The following is a 16,967-nucleotide window of genomic DNA, read 5'->3' as shown; positions in this document are numbered from 1 at the left end:
ACACAGCAAGTAGAACGACAAATCTCTGCAATCCGCTCGCTCCCCCTGGCACTATACCTCCCTAGCCGTTGTGTCGATCCAGCAGCACAACCAGCAGTACGCCCACCACCATCAGTACAAGTGCAGGCCAAAGCAGGGCCCCTTGCCCGGTCAACTGGGTGAATACATCGGGCAGTACGTTACGCTGCAGCAGGGGAATCGACTCACCGTGTCGGTCGATGGTGTAGGAGAGGGTGTACTTCCACGGCCACACCTTATTCAACGACCCGAGCATGAATCCACCCAGCAGCGCCAGAATCACCCTGCGATGATGGTGAAAAGCCCAGCTTAGCAGGTGTGAAAAACTGAGCAAACCGATGGCACAACCGGCGGCAAACAGGCCCAGGTTGAAAAACTCGAAGTGCTTGACCGCGCTCAGAACCGGCGCGTACATCCCCATCAGCAGCAGGATAAAGCTTCCCGATATCCCCGGCAGGATCATCGCACAGATGGCAACCATACCCGAACCGAACAGGGTAAAGGGTGAAACCACCAGCGTTCCCGGGGTCAATGAGGTGATCATATAGGCCAGCAGCACGCCAACGAAGAACACCATACTGGTGCTCAGGTTCCAGCCCCGGACGTGACGCATCAGGCTCCACACCGACGCCAGTATCAGACCGAAAAAGAATGCCCACAGCAGCACCGGGTAGTGGTTCAGCATGAACAGCACCCCCCGCGACAGTGTCATCAGACTGAGCAGAATCCCCCCCAGCAACGTCACCAGAAAGGTACCATTGATATGCCGCCAGCACGCGGCGATCCCGTCACGGTAGAGAATCGACAGCGCCTGCAGATCGAAGCTGCGCAGCGTATCGATCAGCTCTTCATAGATACCGGTAATAAACGCCACGGTACCGCCGGATACGCCGGGTACCGCATCCGCAGCCCCCATCATCATCCCTTTTCCGGCCAACGCCAGATATTCCCTGGGTGTACGCACTTTAGTTTCCATCTGACTCAACGAATAACCCCTGCCAACAGCGGGACGAAACGCACCGGCTCAAGCACTTTCCGCTCGAACTGATCTTCGGCGACACGGCTGATCTTCATCAACACCTGACCCTGTCCATCACCGACAGGGATCACCAGTACACCACCGACAGCCAGTTGATCCAGCAGTTCCTGAGGCACCTGCTCCGGAGCCGCCGTGACCATAATGCCGTCGAACGGCCCCTTGTCCGGCCAGCCCATGCCGCCATCGGTGTGGCGGAACATGACGTTGCGCAAACGCAGCTGCTGAATACGCTTACGCGCCTTCTCCTGCAGCCCGCGTATGCGCTCGACACTGAACACCTGCCCTACCAGCTGCGCCAGAACGGCAGTCTGGTAACCGGAGCCGGTTCCTACCTCAAGTACATTCTGTCGCGGACCGTCCTCGAGCAGCAACTCGGTCATCCGCGCTACGATATAGGGCTGGGAGATGGTCTGGTTAAAACCGATCGGCAACGCGGTATCTTCATAGGCGCGATGGGACAGCGCCTCGTCGATAAAGATATGGCGCGGCGTATCCCGAATCACGTTCAACACCTTCTCGTTCTGAATCCCCTGCTCGCGAAGACGGCTGATAAGACGGTCACGCGTTCGCTTAGAGGTCATGCCGATGCCTTGAAAATGCACCTCGTTCAATTCAACTCCTCCAACCAGAGCGCGAGACTATCCATGCCCGAGTAGTGACTCATATCGATCTGCAGAGGGGTCACCGACACGAACCCCTGCTCCACCGCATAGAAGTCGGTGCCGGGTTCCGCGTCCGCCGCATCTCCGGTGCCGGCAATCCAGTAGCGTGTACGACCGCGCGGATCCTGTACCTTCACCGGTGCCTCACCGGCAAAACGGTGGCCAAGACGCGTGACATGGATACCCCGGATCTGCTCCAGCGGCAGATCCGGAACATTGACGTTGAGTACCGTACGCGGCGCAACCACCAGCGATTCGAGCTTACTGACCAGCACCCGCACAATCTCGCCCGCGGTGGCATAATGCTGCGGGTGGAAACTGCACAGCGACACCGCGATCGGCGGCAAGCGGCAGTTGCGCCCCTCCATCGCGGCGGCCACGGTGCCGGAATACAATACGTCATCGCCGAGGTTGGCACCGGCATTGATCCCGGACACCACCAGATCCGGCTTGCGCTCGGCACTGAACAGCCCCGAAACGCCCAGATGCACGCAATCGGTCGGCGTACCGTTGATGCTGATAAACTCAGACTCGTGGGTATAGGCCTCGAGCGGACGGTCCAGGGTCAATGAATTGCTCGCGCCGCTGCGATTACGATCAGGTGCTACGACGCAAATCGATTGCGCATCCTGCTCCAGCGCCGAGGCCAGGGTAGCCAGACCGGGCGCATAGACACCATCATCATTTGAAATCAATATATGCATCGGGTAGGAATACTCCGCTCGACCTCCCGCCCCATCAGGCTTCGGGCCCTGGGCTCGGCCTATCCTTGTCTGCACCGATGCCCTGTTTCTTATCCATTATCGCTCTTCGTGTTGACCGTTAGCGCTCCAACGACAAAGCTCACGCAACACGCTGGTTGCAAATGCCCCCGCCGGCAGATCAAACGCCAGCAGCCATTGTCCGTCACTCTCCTGCTCAATCGCAAGTTCAGCCGGCATAAGCCTAAGCGCCCGTCGCTCCTGGTTAAGCCCCAAAGCGGCCAGCTGTTCACCGACCTCGGCCAGCTCCGCCAGCGCCTGGATCTCGAACGCCCGTGCCGCGCCCTGGGTCATCAACTCACCACGACCCCAGAGCGGGCCGGTCAGGTGCAGGGCTCCCGCTGCCAGGCGCTGCTCGATCTCGGTATCGCCATCATATAGAAAACAGCTCTGGCTGCCATTGATCATCAGCACGTCGCCGTCGAGCACCTTGCTCCACAGCCCCTGGTTGATCCGCTCCGACAGCAGGTGATTGAACAGCCAGGAGCGTACCGCCGAAATATAGAGCCCCTTCTTGTGCCGCTGCCGCTCCTTGAAACGGCCGGCAATCAATGCCAGTCCCTTCTCAATATTGCCGAAATTGTGCCCGAAACGCTGCTCGCCGAAGTAGTTCGGCACGCCGCCCTTGAGCTTGTCGAAGCGTTGCAACAGCTCGTCGGCATCCGACACGTCGCGCAGGCGTAACTTGAACCTGTTGCCCTGGAGCGATCCCAGGCGCAGCTTGCGGCTGTGGCGCTCGGCGCGCAGCACTTCGATGCTGTCACCGCCAAACAGCTTCCAGTTCAGGCTCGCCCGATGCCCGGGCATATGGACGCTGAACCACTGCTCGGTCACCGCGTGGCGGTCCTTCTTGCCGGCATAGCTGACATCACGAGGGCTGATTTGACAGAAGTTGGCCAGCTGGCGCGCGACCCAGTCGGTGTTCTCACCGCGCTTGCGGATATAGAGAAACTGGTGCTCACCTGCGCCATCCGGCTCGAAGCCGAGCTGTTCGACGACCTGAAAATCTTCGGGCTCAGCGCGCAGCACTGCGTTCAAGCCGGGTTCGCCATTGAGGTAGACGGGGGGTTGCTGGTACAGATTCAACGCGGGTTACTCTCCATTGCGGGTGTCCGGCTCAGGCTCGATCAGCTGGAAAAAGGTCTCCCCCTCCTGCACCATGCCCATATCGCTGCGCGCCCGCTCCTCCAGTGCCGCCATCCCCTGTTTGAGATCGCGCACTTCAGCCTCCAGGCGCTGATTGCGCTCGGTCAGGCTCTCATTCTCGAGCTGTTGCTGCTTGATCTGCTCTTTCAGGCCCCAGACCTGGCGCAGGTTAGCCTCACCGAACCAGAGCCGGTACTGCAGACCGAAAATCATGAGCAGCAGTATCAGTAGCAGAGCGCGATACACGGACGCCTCATAACCATTTCCAACTCAAACTCTCCCAGCCCCCGAGTGATCGTGGAACCAGGGATATCGTACATCCTGCACACAAAAAAGGGGCTGCGCATCAGCCCCTTTTTGCCAACCGGCTTATCAGCCCTGGCCCTTGATCTCTTTCAGGCCGTTGTAGATCGCCTTGTCGCCCAGCTCTTCGGCGATGCGCAGCAGGCGGTTGTACTTGGACACGCGGTCGGAGCGGCACAGTGAGCCGGTCTTGATCTGTCCGGCGGCGGTGCCCACCGCCAGATCGGCGATGGTGGTGTCCTCGGTCTCGCCGGAGCGGTGCGAGATCACCGCGGTGTAACCGGCCTCCTTGGCCATGCGGATCGCATCCAGAGTTTCGGACAGGGAGCCGATCTGGTTGAACTTGATCAGGATGGAGTTGGCGATCCCCTTCTCGATCCCCTCCTTCAGAATCTTGGTGTTGGTCACGAACAGGTCGTCACCGACCAGCTGCACCTTGGCGCCGATCTTCCGGGTCAGGTAGGCCCAGCCGGCCCAGTCGGACTCGTCCAGGCCATCCTCGATGGAAACGATCGGGTAGTTTTCGGTCAGCTCGGCGAGGAAATCGCTGAAGCCTTCGGCATCGAACACCTTGCCTTCGCCGGACAGGTCGTACTGGCCGTTCTTGTAGAACTCGGAGGCGGCGCAGTCCAGCGCCAGGGTCACGTCCTTGCCCAGCTCGTAACCGGCGTTGGCGATCGCTTCCTTGATCACCACCAGCGCTTCTTCGTTGGAGCCCAGGTTGGGGGCGAAGCCACCTTCGTCACCCACCGCGGTGTTCAGGCCACGCGCCTTCAGCACCGCCTTCAGCGCGTGGAATATCTCGGCGCCGCAGCGCAGGGCATCGGCGAAGTTGTCCACGCCCACCGGCTGCACCATGAACTCCTGGATGTCGACGTTGTTGTCGGCATGCTCACCACCGTTGAGGATATTCATCATCGGCACCGGCATGGAGAACTGACCGGCGGTGCCGTTCAGCTCGGCGATATGGGCGTAGAGCGGAATACCCTTCTCGGCTGCAGCCGCCTTGGCCGCGGCCAGGGAGACCGCGAGGATGGCGTTGGCACCCAGGTTGGCCTTGTTATCGGTACCGTCGAGCTCCAGCATCTTGTTATCCAGAGCACGCTGATCCGCCGCATCCATACCGATCAGGGCATCACGGATGGTACCGTTGACCGCAGCCACCGCCTTCAGAACGCCTTTACCCAGGTAGCGAGACTTGTCGCCATCACGCAGCTCCAGCGCTTCGCGCGAGCCGGTGGAGGCACCCGAGGGTGCACAGGCGCTGCCGACAACGCCTGATGTCAGGATCACGTCGGCTTCGACGGTGGGGTTGCCGCGGGAATCGAGCACTTCGCGTGCCTTGATATCAGCGATCTGAGCCATTACACATTTCTCCAGTGTTCACAAATCCAGATAGTTATTACTGCTGCGCCTGGCGTTCCAGCGCGGCCTTGATAAAGCCGGTAAACAGGCCATGACCGTCACGCGGTGTCGACGTAAATTCGGGGTGGAACTGGCAGGCCACGAACCAGGGATGATCCGGTACTTCCACCACCTCAACCAGCTCGCCATCTTCCGAGCGACCAGAGATTACCAAACCTGCCGCCTGCAGCTGTTCAACATAGTTATTGTTGACTTCGTAACGGTGACGATGGCGCTCGGTGATATCGATACGGCCATAGGCCTCGGCGACTTTGGAACCCGGCTTGAGGTGGCAGATCTGCGCCCCCAGGCGCATGGTACCGCCCAGATCGGAGGCTTCGCTGCGCTCCTCCTTTTCACCGCTGGCATCGAGCCATTCAGTGATCAGACCGATCACCGGATGCGTGCAATCCTGCTCAAACTCAGTGGAGTTGGCCTCTTCGAGTTTGGCCACATGACGGGCATACTCGATCACCGCCACCTGCATACCCAGACAGATACCCAAGTAGGGGATCTTGTTCTCGCGGGCGTAACGCACCGCCTCGATCTTGCCCTCGACACCGCGCTCGCCGAAGCCGCCCGGCACCAGAATGGCGCTGACATCCTTCAGGATCTCGACCCCTTCACGCTCGACACGCTCGGAATCGATATAGTCGATCCTGACCTTCTTGCGCAGCGTGATACCGGCATGGGACACCGCCTCGATCAAAGATTTGTAGGCATCGAGCAGCTCCATGTACTTGCCAACCATGGCGATGCGGACCTCACCCTCCGGGTGCAGGAAGGCATCGGCGACACGGTCCCACTCACGCAGATCGGCGGGCGGGCAGTCAAGGCGGAAGCGGTCGACCACGATATCGTCCAGCCCCTGCTCACAGAGCATGCGCGGGATGTTGTAGATGGTATCGGCATCGGGCAACGACACCACGGCGCGCTCCTCGACGTTGGTGAACATCGACAGCTTGCGCAGGGAGGACTCGGGGATCGGTTGCTCCGAACGGCAGACCAGAATGTCCGGCTGGATACCGATAGAGCGCAGCTCCTTGACCGAGTGCTGCGACGGCTTGGTCTTGGTCTCACCGGCGGTGGCAATATAGGGCACCAGCGTCAGGTGCATGAACAGCGCCCGGTTGGAGCCCAGCTCCACCTTCAGTTGACGCACCGCTTCCAGGAACGGCAGCGACTCGATATCGCCCACGGTACCGCCGATCTCGACCAGCGCGATATCGGCATCGCCGGCGCCCTCGATGACGCGGCGCTTGATCTCGTCGGTAATGTGCGGGATCACCTGCACCGTGCCGCCCAGATAGTCGCCGCGGCGCTCTTTGCGCAGCACATGCTGATACACACGACCGGAGGTGAAGTTATTGCGCTTGGTCATCGTGGTACGGATGAAGCGCTCATAGTGACCGAGGTCGAGATCGGTCTCGGCCCCATCTTCGGTAACAAACACCTCACCGTGCTGGAACGGGCTCATGGTGCCCGGGTCCACGTTGATATACGGGTCCAGCTTGAGCATTGTGACTTTGAGACCCCGGGCCTCAAGAATAGCCGCCAGAGAAGCAGATGCGATGCCTTTGCCCAATGAGGACACAACACCGCCGGTGACGAAAATATAACGCGTCATGCGGAACCTGTAAGATCGAAAGATTGGAGGGAAAACGTACTCAAGATGGGGCTACAGTCTACCAAAGCCCCCGCCATCAGACAAACCCAAAGGCTGCCATCGAGGCGTTAATCCGCCCTCGAAAACGGCACCTTCACACAAACAGATGCCGGGCACGGCAACAATCTCGCCGTCGCGGTACAGCAGCGGCCAGTCGGCGCGCCACCAGGGAGGGACACCGGCTTCCTGCAGCAGCTGCTTCAGGCTAACCGATCCACCCCGTCCCAGCGGCCGCAAGCGCTCGCCACCCTGACGGTAGACCAGGGATAAGTGAGTACCCACTGCGATACCGGGCCCGTTGCTGGATTCAAAACTCAACCGCCCCTGCGCCAAGGCCCATTGCCGCGGCTCGACCACCAAAGCGAAAGCCGCCTGCCTGTCCGCAGACGGCGGCAGCAGGTAGAGCCGTTGCCGATAGCGGCGAAGCCAATAGCGCCCCAGCTGCAATGCCGGCATGCGATCCTCGCCGGCGTCGAGCACCTGCAACTCCAGATGACGCAGCTCATCACCGCTCATCCAATGACCGCTGAGTCGATGCACCCAGTAGCGCAGCAGATTGCGTTTTCGCGCTAGCGAAAAACCGGACAGGCGATCGAGCGCCAGGCACTCAGCCCCCCGTTGTGCCTGCCTCAGGTCCTCGGCCGCGATCTCATCGAGCAACTCGCTCGCCTCGGCCAGTTGCTCGGTGGTCGAACTCACCCGCTGATACAGCGCCGGCCAGCGACCACGCAGCAACGGCAACAGATTCAGCCTCAGCCAGTTGCGGTCATAGCCCTGATCGGCATTGCTTGGATCCTCCACCCACTCCAGCCCCTGCTCCCTGGCCCACTGTTCGAGCAGCTGCCGTGGCTGATCCAGCAGCGGGCGCAACAGCATGGCGGGTCCCAGGGTACGCTTCCAGGGCATCGCCGCCAGACCACGCACGCCAGCACCGCGTAGCAGCCGCAACAGCAGAGTCTCGGCCTGATCGTCGGCGTGCTGCGCCAGCAACAGGCAATCTCCCTGCTGCAGCACGGACAGAAACGCCGCGTAGCGTGCATCACGCAGATCTGCTTCGGAGGACGATGATGGATTCACCGCAATACGCTGAAAGGGCACGCCAAGCCGGGCGCAGATCGTTGCACAGCGTTCGGCCCATTGGCCGGAGCAGGACTGTACCTGGTGATCGATATGCAGCGCCAGCAGACGCTCGGCGGGCAGTTGCCGGGCACAGAGTTCCAGCAGCACTCTGGAATCGACACCGCCGCTGAATGCAATCACCCAGCGGCGGATCTGTGGCAGGCACTCAAGGCGCCCGGCGAGCAGCGCCGGCAGGTCAGCCATGCGCAAGCTCGATACGAGGATCAGTCGGTAAAACGACCATAGGACATCAGGCGTGAGTAACGACGCTCGAGCAGTTCATCGACCGGCATCTGCTGCATCCGATCCAGCGTTTCGACCAGCGTCTGCTGCAGGCTTGCCGCCATCAGCGCCGGATCGCGGTGCGCACCGCCCAGCGGCTCCGGAATCACCTGGTCGACCAGACCCAGCTCTTTCAGCCGGCCGGAGGTGATACCCATCGCCTTGGCCGCATCCGCCGCACGCTCGGCGCTCTTCCACAGAATGGAGGCGCAGCCCTCGGGAGAGATCACCGAATAGGTCGCGTACTGCAGCATCAGCAGCTCATCGCAGACACCGATCGCCAGCGCGCCGCCGGAGCCGCCCTCACCGATCACGGTGGAGATGATCGGCGTGCGCAGCTGAGACATCTTGGCCAGGTTGAACGCAATCGCTTCCGACTGGCCGCGCTCCTCGGCGTCGATGCCGGGATAAGCTCCCGGGGTGTCGATAAAGGTCAGCACCGGCAGCTTGAAGCGCTCGGCCATCTCCATGATACGCAGCGCCTTGCGATAACCTTCCGGACGCGGCATACCGAAGTTGCGTTTGACCTTCTCCTTGACCTCACGCCCCTTCTGGTGGCCGACGATCATCACCGGCTTGTCGTCGAGACGGGCGATGCCGCCGACCAGCGCCTGGTCATCGGCAAAGTGACGATCACCGTGGATCTCTTCGAACTCTTCGAAGGCGTGCTTGACGTAATCGAAGGTGTAGGGGCGCTTGGGATGGCGCGCCAGCTGGGAGATCTGCCAGGCGGACAGATCGGCGAAGATGGTTTGCGTCAGACTGCGACTTTTATCCTGCAGACGCCCGATCTCATCGCTGAGATTAAGGTCCGCGTTGTCTTCGCCTACCAGGCGCAGTTCGTTGATTTTGGCTTCCAGCTCGGCGATCGGCTGTTCAAAATCCAGATAGTTAGGATTCATGCGCGTCTGCTTCTGCTCTTGTCAGGTGTATTGGGGGCAAGTCCATGCTTCGACTCGCAAAAATTTTGGCCAATTCTACCGGTTGCCGGGGGGAGACTCCACCCCGAAACCGCACCGCTGAGCGGCCGATCAGCGTTCGAAACGCAGTTGGACCCTGTCATTACCGAACTGTTCCTTCAACGCCAGGATCAGCTCATCGCTGGCCCGGATCCGCCAGTCATCGCCAAAGCGCAACGGACCTTCGGCATCGCCCCGGCGGTAGCGCATCACCACCGGCAGCCCTCCCTCGGCCAACTTTTCGCGCCTGAGCGTCTCCGCCAGCTGCTTCAGGGTCTGGCCGCCAAACTCATCCCGGGCGCAGCTGATCTCGACACTGCTGGCGTACTGGGCACGGGCGTCGGCGATACTGAACACCTTGCTGCCGCGCACCTTGATCCCACCGTTGTACTCATCCGTGGCGATCTCGCCCTCGACGATCAGCACCACATCCTTGGCGATCAGGCTGCGAGCGGCATCGTAGGCCTCGCCGAACAGGGTCACCTCCATCCGCGCGCTGCGATCATCCAGCGTAATAAAGCAGAGCGGATCGCCCTTTTTGGTCTTTTTCATGCGCAGATCGACCACCAGCCCCGCCATCTTCTGCTGCCGGCCACGGGCCGGCTGCAGCTCGACCAGCTTCTTGCTGACGAAGTACTTGAGTTCGGCCTCGTACTCATCGATCGGATGGCCGGTAACATAAAGCCCCAGCGTCTCCTTCTCGCCCTGCAGGCGCTCCTTGTCGGTCCACTCGCGAGCGCGGCGGAAGTTCTCGTAGGGATCGGTCTCGGACTGCGCCTCCATCTCGCCGAACAGGTCGAAGATACCGGCATTCTGGTTGTGCGCGTCCTGATCCGCGGCCTGCAGCGCGGCGGAGATCGACTCCCACAGGATGGCGCGATGGGCACCCAGGCTGTCGAGCGCGCCGCAGCGCACCAGCGCCTCCAGCACCCGCTTGTTCAGGCGCTTGCTGCCGACGCGCTTGCAGAAGTCGAACAGGTCGCTGAACGGGCCACCCTCGGCGCGGGCCTGCACGATCGCCTCTACCGGGCCTTCACCCACCCCTTTAATGGCACCCAGGCCGTAGATGATCTCATCCCTGTCGTTGACAGCAAACTTGTACTCGCCGTCGTTGACGTCGGGCAGGCGCACGGTCAGTTTCATCTGCCGGCACTCCTCGATGAAGATCACCACCTTGTCGGTGTTCTGCATATCGGAGGACATCACCGCCGCCATGAACGGCGCCGGGTAGTGCTGCTTCAGCCAGGCGGTCTGGTAGGAGACCAGGGCATAGGCGGCGGAGTGCGACTTGTTGAAGCCGTAACCGGCGAATTTCTCCACCAGGTCGAAGATATTACCGGCCAGATTGGCGTCGATGCCATTGGCCACGCTGCCCTCGAGGAAGGAGCTGCGCTGCTTGGCCATCTCCTCGGGCTTCTTCTTACCCATGGCACGGCGCAGCATGTCGGCACCACCGAGGGTGTAACCCGCCATCACCTGGGCAATCTGCATCACCTGCTCCTGATACAGGATGATGCCGTAGGTGGGCTCCAGCACCGGCTGCAGCGAGTCGAGCTGATAATCCGGGTGCGGCCAGGCCATCTCGGCACGTCCATGCTTACGGTTGATGAAGTCGTCCACCATGCCCGACTGCAGCGGACCCGGACGGAACAGGGCCACAAGAGCCACGATATCCTCGAAGCGCGATGGTTGCAGGCGGCGGATCAGATCCTTCATGCCGCTGGACTCGAGCTGGAACACCGCGGTGGTCGCCGCGCTCTGCAGCAGTTTGAAGGTGGGCGGATCCTCCAGATCGATGGTCTCGATCCGCAGCGGCTCCTCGCCACGGCGCGCGCGCTGGGCGTTGATCATCTCCAGCGCCCAGTCGATGATGGTCAGCGTGCGCAGGCCGAGGAAGTCGAACTTGACCAGGCCTGCCTCCTCGACATCGTTCTTGTCGAACTGGGTGACCAGGCCGTGCCCCTCTTCGTCACAGTAGGTGGCGGCAAAATCGGTCAGCTTGGTCGGCGCGATCACCACGCCCCCGGCGTGCTTGCCGACGTTACGGGTCACGCCCTCAAGCTTGTACGCCATCTCCATGATCTCCTGCGCTTCCTCGCTCGCCTCGACGAACTCGCGCAGCTGCGGCTCCTGCTCCCAGGCCTTGCTCAGCGTCATGCCGACCTCGAACGGGATCAGCTTGGACAGGCGGTCGGCCAGACCGAACGGCTTGCCCTGCACACGCGCCACGTCGCGCACCACCGCCTTGGCTGCCATGGTACCGTAGGTGATGATCTGGGATACCGCATCGCGCCCATATTTTTGCGCGACATAGTCGATGACCCGGTCGCGGTTATCCATGCAGAAGTCGATATCGAAGTCGGGCATGGAGACACGTTCCGGGTTGAGGAAGCGTTCGAACAGCAGGTCGTATTCGAGCGGGTCCAGATCGGTGATCTTCAGCGCGTAGGCGACCAGAGAGCCGGCGCCCGAGCCTCGTCCCGGCCCGACCGGAATACCGTTCTCCTTACCCCACTTGATGAAGTCCATCACGATCAGGAAGTAGCCGGGGAAACCCATCTGGATGATGATGTCGAGCTCGAAATCGAGACGCTCGTCGTAGGGCTTGCGGATCTCGGCAAAATTCGGCGCGTTGACGTCGTAGAGGAACGCCAGACGCTCCTCCAGCCCCTGGCGGGAGACGTAGCGGAAGTAGTCGTCCATCAGGATCCCGTCCGGGATCGGGAAGCGCGGCAGGTAGTAGGTACCCAGCTCGATCTCGATATTGCAGCGCTTGGCGATCTCCACCGTATTCGCCAGGGCACTGGGGATATCGGCGAACAGCTCGGCCATCTCCTGCTGGGTGCGGAAATACTGCTGCTCGGAGTAGTTGCGCGGTCGGGTGGGGTCTTCCAGCGTGCGGCTCATGTTGATGCAGACGCGCGCCTCATGGGCCTCGAAGTCATCCGCCTTGATGAACATCACCTCGTTGGTCGCCACCAGCGGACAGCCGGTTTCACGCGCCAGCGCCACGCTGGCATGCACCAGGGCCTCGTCGCCGGGACGCCCGGTACGCTGGATCTCCAGGTAGAAGCTGTTGGGAAACACCGCCATCCACTCGTCGAGGATAGCACCAGCCTGATCGCTCTCCGCCAGCATCGCCCGTCCAACCTCACCCAGGCGCGCACCGGACAGCGCGATCAGCCCTTCGGCCTTCTCCTTGATCCAGTCGCGCTTGACCAGCGCCCGCTCAGGATCTATTCCCTGCCCTTCGGCATAGGCGCGGGAGACCAGCTCCATCAGGTTACGATAGCCCTTGCCGGTGCGCACCAGCAGGGTCAGGCGGAAGGGCTCGGCCTCGGGCTCGAGCTCGTTCTGTACCCAGAGATCGACGCCACACACCGGCTTGACACCGGCACCGAGCGCCGCCTTGTAGAACTTGACCAGTGCAAACAGGTTGGTCTGATCGGTCATGCCGACGGCGGGCATGCCATCGCCGGCGGCCGCCTTAACCAGCTCCTTGATCCGCACCAGGCCATCGAACAGGGAATACTCAGTATGCACCCGCAGGTGGACGAAATTGGCAGCCGACATCCGTTACTCCGTGTTCAGTATTCGTTTTGCGTCTAACACACGCCTTACCGGGGCGAAGCTGCGCCGATGTTCGGGCAGTACACCGTGCTCCGCCAACGCCTCGAAATGGGCCTTGGTCGGATAGCCCTTATGACTGGCGAAACCGTATTGGGGATGCAGCTCATGCAGCACCTGCATCTCCCGATCGCGATGAACCTTCGCCAGAATCGACGCCGCGCTGATCGCCGCCACCAGCAGATCGCCCTTGATCACCGGCTCCGCCGGGCAGGGCAGTTCCGGACAGCGATTCCCGTCGATCAGGGCATATTCGGGCTGCGGATCCAGCGCCAGCACGGCGCGGCGCATCGCCAGCATACTGGCGTGCAGAATATTCAGTTCATCGATCTCTTCCGGTGAGGCACTGGCGATAGCCCAAGCCAGCGCTTTCTCCTGAATTTCGTCGTATAGCCGCTCGCGCTTGGCGGCACTGAGTTTCTTCGAGTCGGTTAATCCGGCAATCGGTCGTGCGGGATCCAGGATGACGGCCGCCGCCACCACGTTACCGATCAGCGGCCCTCGCCCCACCTCGTCGACCCCGGCGACCAGCTCGACAGGCCGAAAATCAAACCCCAGCGTCGACACGTCCCGCCTCCAGCAGCTCCACCACCGCGTCAGCCGCTCGCTCACTGGCATTCTGCCGCAACTGTTCACCTATATCGGCAAACACCCGATCCAGCCGCGCGCGATAATCCCGATCCTCCAGCGCCCGCAGCACCAACGGCCCCAGCACCTCGGGTTTCACCTGGTCCTGCAAGATCTCCGGCACCATCTCTTCGCCGGCGAGCACGTTGGGCAGGGAGATCCAGCGGCTCTTGATCATCCGCGAATAGATCGCGTAGGTCAGCGCCGCCATGCGGTAGGCAACCACCATAGGCTTCCTGAGCAGACAGGCTTCCAGCGTTGCCGTGCCCGAAGCGATCAGGATGGCATCGGCCACGGACATCACCTCGCGGGAGCCCTTGAGCACCAATTTCAGCCTCAGGTCGCCATACTCCTGCTCGACCAACGCCTGCAGTTGGGCATAGCGATTCCGGTTCGCTGCGGGCAGAATAAAATGCAGGTTGGGGCGCTGACTCTGCAACCAGCGCGCGGTGTCCAGAAAGGGGCGTGCCAGATACTTGATCTCACTGCCGCGACTGCCCGGCAACAGCGCAATCAGCGACGCCTGTTCGGGCAGCTGCGAGCGATATTCCGCCTGCGCGGCAGCCAGATCGATCTGCGCCGGGATCAGCTCGGCCAGCGGATGGCCGACAAAACGCAGGTTCTGCTGCGTCGGCGCATAGACCTCGGCCTCGAACGGGAACAGGGTCAGCAGCAGATCGGTGCTCCGCTTGATCTTGAAGATCCGCTTGCGCTTCCAGGCCCAGACTGAGGGGCTGACATAGTGCACGGTGGGTATTCCGGCCGCTTTCAGCTGACGCTCCATACCGAGGGTGAAGTCCGGCGCGTCGATACCGATAAACAGATCGGGAGGATTCTGAATGAAATGACGAATCAGGCGCTTGCGCTCACGCAACAGCTCCGGCACCCGACCCAGCACCTCGACCAGCCCCATGACCGACAATCTTTCCAGCGGGTAAAGCGAGCGACAGCCGGCGGCGATCATCAACTCACCGCCTATCCCCTCGAACGCGATCTGCGGATATCGCGCTTGCAGCGCGCGCATCAGCCCGGCGCCCAGGATATCCCCGGACGCTTCTCCGGCCACTATTCCAATTCGCACCGGCCGCATAGGGCGATTAGCGAATGATGCCGCGATTGGAACTGCTCAGCGAGTCGATCAGTGGCTGCACCGCAGGCTCGGACACCGCCAATGTCGCCAACTGCTCCAACGCCTCGGCAACCGTCAGCCCCTTGCGGTAGATGATCTTGTACGCCTGACGCAGGCTACGCAACGCTTCCGGACTGAAGCCGCGGCGACGCAGCCCCTCCAGGTTGATGCCATGCGGTTCCGCCGTATTGCCGTTGGCCATGACGTAGGCCGGGATATCCTTCAGCACTACGGTACCGGCGCCACACATCACATGGGGACCGATCTGGCAGAACTGATGCACCGCGGTGAAGCCGCCAAGGATCGCATAATCACCGAGCTTGACGTGCCCGGCCAGCGCCGTGCTGTTGGCCAGGATACAGTGATTCCCGACGATACAATCATGGGCCACATGCACATAAGCCATCAGCAGGTTGTCGCTACCGATACGGGTAATCCCTTCATCCTGCACCGTACCACGGTGAATGGTGCAGCCCTCGCGGATCACGTTACGGTCACCGATCACAAGCTGGGTCGGTTCGCCGTTGTACTTCTTGTCCTGGCACTCCTCGCCGACACTGGCAAACTGGAAAATCCGGTTGCCGGCACCGATCCGGGTGGGCCCCTTGATCACAACATGGGACGCGATGCTAGTACCTGGACCTATCTCGACATCTGCACCGATGTAGCTCCAGGGGCCGATCTCGACATCCTCGGCCAGCTTCGCTCCGGGTTCAACGATAGCCTGTGGATGAATCACTTACACCTTCCTGTCCGCACAAAGGATAGTGGCAGAGCTGACCATTTCACCATCGACACTGGACTGAACTTCGAACTTCCAGATACCGCGGCGTTCGGAAACAATCCTGGCCTCCAATTGCAGTCGGTCGCCCGGCACCACCGGTCGCTTGAATCTGACGTTATCCGCACCTACAAAATAGTAGATCGATCCATCCTGCGGCGTTTTATCCATGGTTTTAAAGCCCAGGATACCCGCCGCCTGAGCCATCGCCTCGATGATCAGCACACCCGGCATCACAGGGTGATCAGGAAAATGACCGTTAAAGAAGGGCTCATTCACCGTGACATTTTTGTACGCCACAATCGATTCACCGGGGCTCAACTCCACCACCCGATCCACCAGGAGAAACGGGTAACGGTGGGGTAAGTATTCCCGGATTTCTTTAACATCCATCATCATCTTGACCTTCAGTAGAGATATGCTCTAGAGCCTGTTCGAGTTTTCGTACGCGCCGGGCCAACTCATCCAATTGCCGGAAACGCACGACGTTGCGTTTCCATTGCTGATGCGGCTCCAGACCGGTTCCCGACGAGTATGCACCTGGGCGGCTGATTGAGCGGCTCACCAGGGACATGGCAGTGATATGGGTACCATCGGCAATATCGAGGTGGCCGGTAATACCACTCATGCCGGCCACCGTACAACGGCGGCCAATTCTAGTGCTTCCGGCAATAGCGGTACAGCCCGCAATGGCGGTGTCCTCGCCGATCTGCACGTTATGCGCCACCTGGATCTGGTTATCCAGTTTAACACCCCGTTCGATGCGGGTGTTTTCCAGCGCTCCGCGATCAATGGTGGTATTGGCACCAATTTCAACATCATCGCCGATTTCAACGCCACCCAGCTGGCAGATCTTGACCCAGCGCTCACTCTCTCTGGCGAAACCAAAGCCGTCCGCGCCCAATACGGCGCCACTGTGGATCAATACCCGCTGGCCTACTCTGACGTTTGGATATAGGGTGACATTCGCCTCCAGTCGACTGCCGGCACCGATAGAGGAATCCGCGCCAATAACAGCATTGGCACCGATACAGGCTCCGGCACCGATGCTGACGTTGTCGCCGACCACCACACCGGGACCGATCTCGGCCTCCGGTGAGACTTGAGCACTGTCAGACACCTGAGCGCTGGGATGAATTCCTGGTCGAATGGCTCGCCGCCAGTCAAAGAGTTGCGTCAGCTCGGCAAACGCGAGGTAGGGGTCGGCGACAATCAGCGCACTGCCTTGCACCTCGGCCTCGAACGCCTCGGTCACCAGAACCGCCTCGGCTCCGGATTCACGCAACTGCTTCAAATATCGGCCGTTCGCAAAAAAGGACAGCTGACCGGAGCCAGCTGTCTGCAGGGTCGCCAGGGAGTGGATTACACAAGCCGGGTCGCCGGATACGCGCCCCCCAACTCGCGCTGCCAAATCGGACAGCCTGTAGCCCTGGTTATCGTCCAT

Annotated in this window: 15 protein-coding genes; all 15 read right to left on the bottom strand. The window is 61.1% G+C overall.

The annotated features are described in order from the left end of the window. Positions 1 to 61: 61 nt before the first annotated feature. Positions 62 to 994 carry a polyprenyl-phosphate transporter gene (locus tag KQ940_RS12265; RefSeq protein ID WP_217414006.1) on the bottom strand — a complete coding sequence of 311 codons (933 nt, stop codon included), beginning with the start codon at positions 992 to 994 and terminating at the stop codon, positions 62 to 64. 5 nt (positions 995 to 999) lie between these two features. After that, the gene (locus KQ940_RS12260) at positions 1,000 to 1,638 is read right to left on the bottom strand and encodes a protein-L-isoaspartate(D-aspartate) O-methyltransferase (protein ID WP_217413931.1); all 639 of its coding nucleotides are present in this window, start codon (positions 1,636 to 1,638) and stop codon (positions 1,000 to 1,002) included. 26 nt (positions 1,639 to 1,664) lie between these two features. Then, the gene (gene surE / locus KQ940_RS12255; RefSeq protein ID WP_217413930.1) at positions 1,665 to 2,423 is read right to left on the bottom strand and encodes a 5'/3'-nucleotidase SurE; all 759 of its coding nucleotides are present in this window, start codon (positions 2,421 to 2,423) and stop codon (positions 1,665 to 1,667) included. Positions 2,424 to 2,519: 96 nt separating this feature from the next. Next, a complete protein-coding gene (gene truD, locus KQ940_RS12250; protein WP_246590026.1) occupies positions 2,520 to 3,566 on the bottom strand; it encodes a tRNA pseudouridine(13) synthase TruD in 1,047 nt (348 codons plus the stop codon). A gap of 6 nt (positions 3,567 to 3,572) precedes the next feature. Then, complete coding sequence (ftsB, locus tag KQ940_RS12245) at positions 3,573 to 3,872, bottom strand: cell division protein FtsB (RefSeq protein ID WP_217413929.1); 300 nt, start codon at positions 3,870 to 3,872, stop codon at positions 3,573 to 3,575. Between the two features lie 126 nt (positions 3,873 to 3,998). Further along, positions 3,999 to 5,294, bottom strand: a complete 1,296-nt coding sequence (gene eno / locus KQ940_RS12240; RefSeq protein WP_217413928.1) for a phosphopyruvate hydratase — start codon at positions 5,292 to 5,294, stop codon at positions 3,999 to 4,001. Between the two features lie 37 nt (positions 5,295 to 5,331). After that, on the bottom strand, positions 5,332 to 6,960 hold the full coding sequence (gene pyrG, locus KQ940_RS12235; protein WP_217413927.1) for a CTP synthase: 1,629 nt from the start codon (positions 6,958 to 6,960) through the stop codon (positions 5,332 to 5,334). Between the two features lie 51 nt (positions 6,961 to 7,011). After that, positions 7,012 to 8,322, bottom strand: coding sequence for a tRNA lysidine(34) synthetase TilS (gene tilS, locus KQ940_RS12230; protein ID WP_217413926.1), 1,311 nt, complete (start codon positions 8,320 to 8,322; stop codon positions 7,012 to 7,014). Positions 8,323 to 8,342: 20 nt separating this feature from the next. Then, the gene (gene accA, locus KQ940_RS12225; RefSeq protein ID WP_217413925.1) at positions 8,343 to 9,302 is read right to left on the bottom strand and encodes an acetyl-CoA carboxylase carboxyl transferase subunit alpha; all 960 of its coding nucleotides are present in this window, start codon (positions 9,300 to 9,302) and stop codon (positions 8,343 to 8,345) included. A gap of 129 nt (positions 9,303 to 9,431) precedes the next feature. Next, entirely contained in the window at positions 9,432 to 12,932 is a 3,501-nt protein-coding gene (dnaE, locus tag KQ940_RS12220; protein WP_217413923.1) for a DNA polymerase III subunit alpha, read from the bottom strand. A gap of 3 nt (positions 12,933 to 12,935) precedes the next feature. Then, positions 12,936 to 13,553, bottom strand: coding sequence for a ribonuclease HII (gene rnhB / locus KQ940_RS12215; RefSeq protein ID WP_343222654.1), 618 nt, complete (start codon positions 13,551 to 13,553; stop codon positions 12,936 to 12,938). Then, positions 13,534 to 14,703 carry a lipid-A-disaccharide synthase gene (gene lpxB / locus KQ940_RS12210; RefSeq protein ID WP_217413921.1) on the bottom strand — a complete coding sequence of 390 codons (1,170 nt, stop codon included), beginning with the start codon at positions 14,701 to 14,703 and terminating at the stop codon, positions 13,534 to 13,536. The genes rnhB and lpxB overlap by 20 nt, the downstream gene beginning before the upstream one ends. A gap of 7 nt (positions 14,704 to 14,710) precedes the next feature. Beyond that, a complete protein-coding gene (lpxA, locus tag KQ940_RS12205) occupies positions 14,711 to 15,481 on the bottom strand; it encodes an acyl-ACP--UDP-N-acetylglucosamine O-acyltransferase (RefSeq protein WP_217413920.1) in 771 nt (256 codons plus the stop codon). Further along, positions 15,482 to 15,922, bottom strand: coding sequence for a 3-hydroxyacyl-ACP dehydratase FabZ (gene fabZ / locus KQ940_RS12200; RefSeq protein WP_217413919.1), 441 nt, complete (start codon positions 15,920 to 15,922; stop codon positions 15,482 to 15,484). Beyond that, positions 15,906 to 16,967, bottom strand: coding sequence for a UDP-3-O-(3-hydroxymyristoyl)glucosamine N-acyltransferase (gene lpxD, locus KQ940_RS12195; protein ID WP_217413918.1), 1,062 nt, complete (start codon positions 16,965 to 16,967; stop codon positions 15,906 to 15,908). The genes fabZ and lpxD overlap by 17 nt, the downstream gene beginning before the upstream one ends.

It is taken from the genome of Marinobacterium ramblicola (assembly GCF_019084545.1).
Lineage (GTDB): Bacteria > Pseudomonadota > Gammaproteobacteria > Pseudomonadales > Balneatricaceae > Marinobacterium_D > Marinobacterium_D ramblicola.
The sequence above is the reverse complement of the archived record's forward strand: the minus strand, read 5'-3'. Positions and strand labels throughout refer to the sequence as shown.

Excerpts from the sequence above, each read along its gene's own strand:
- surE (WP_217413930.1), bottom strand. The coding sequence starts at position 2,423 with ATGCATATATTGATTTCAAATGATGATGGTGTCTATGCGCCCGGTCTG.
- KQ940_RS12265 (WP_217414006.1), bottom strand. The coding sequence starts at position 994 with ATGGAAACTAAAGTGCGTACACCCAGGGAATATCTGGCGTTGGCCGGA.
- pyrG (WP_217413927.1), bottom strand. The coding sequence starts at position 6,960 with ATGACGCGTTATATTTTCGTCACCGGCGGTGTTGTGTCCTCATTGGGC.
- eno (WP_217413928.1), bottom strand. The coding sequence starts at position 5,294 with ATGGCTCAGATCGCTGATATCAAGGCACGCGAAGTGCTCGATTCCCGC.
- KQ940_RS12260 (WP_217413931.1), bottom strand. The coding sequence starts at position 1,638 with ATGACCTCTAAGCGAACGCGTGACCGTCTTATCAGCCGTCTTCGCGAG.
- dnaE (WP_217413923.1), bottom strand. The coding sequence starts at position 12,932 with ATGTCGGCTGCCAATTTCGTCCACCTGCGGGTGCATACTGAGTATTCC.
- fabZ (WP_217413919.1), bottom strand. The coding sequence starts at position 15,922 with ATGATGATGGATGTTAAAGAAATCCGGGAATACTTACCCCACCGTTAC.
- accA (WP_217413925.1), bottom strand. The coding sequence starts at position 9,302 with ATGAATCCTAACTATCTGGATTTTGAACAGCCGATCGCCGAGCTGGAA.
- lpxB (WP_217413921.1), bottom strand. The coding sequence starts at position 14,703 with ATGCGGCCGGTGCGAATTGGAATAGTGGCCGGAGAAGCGTCCGGGGAT.
- lpxD (WP_217413918.1), bottom strand. The coding sequence starts at position 16,967 with ATGGACGATAACCAGGGCTACAGGCTGTCCGATTTGGCAGCGCGAGTT.
- tilS (WP_217413926.1), bottom strand. The coding sequence starts at position 8,322 with ATGGCTGACCTGCCGGCGCTGCTCGCCGGGCGCCTTGAGTGCCTGCCA.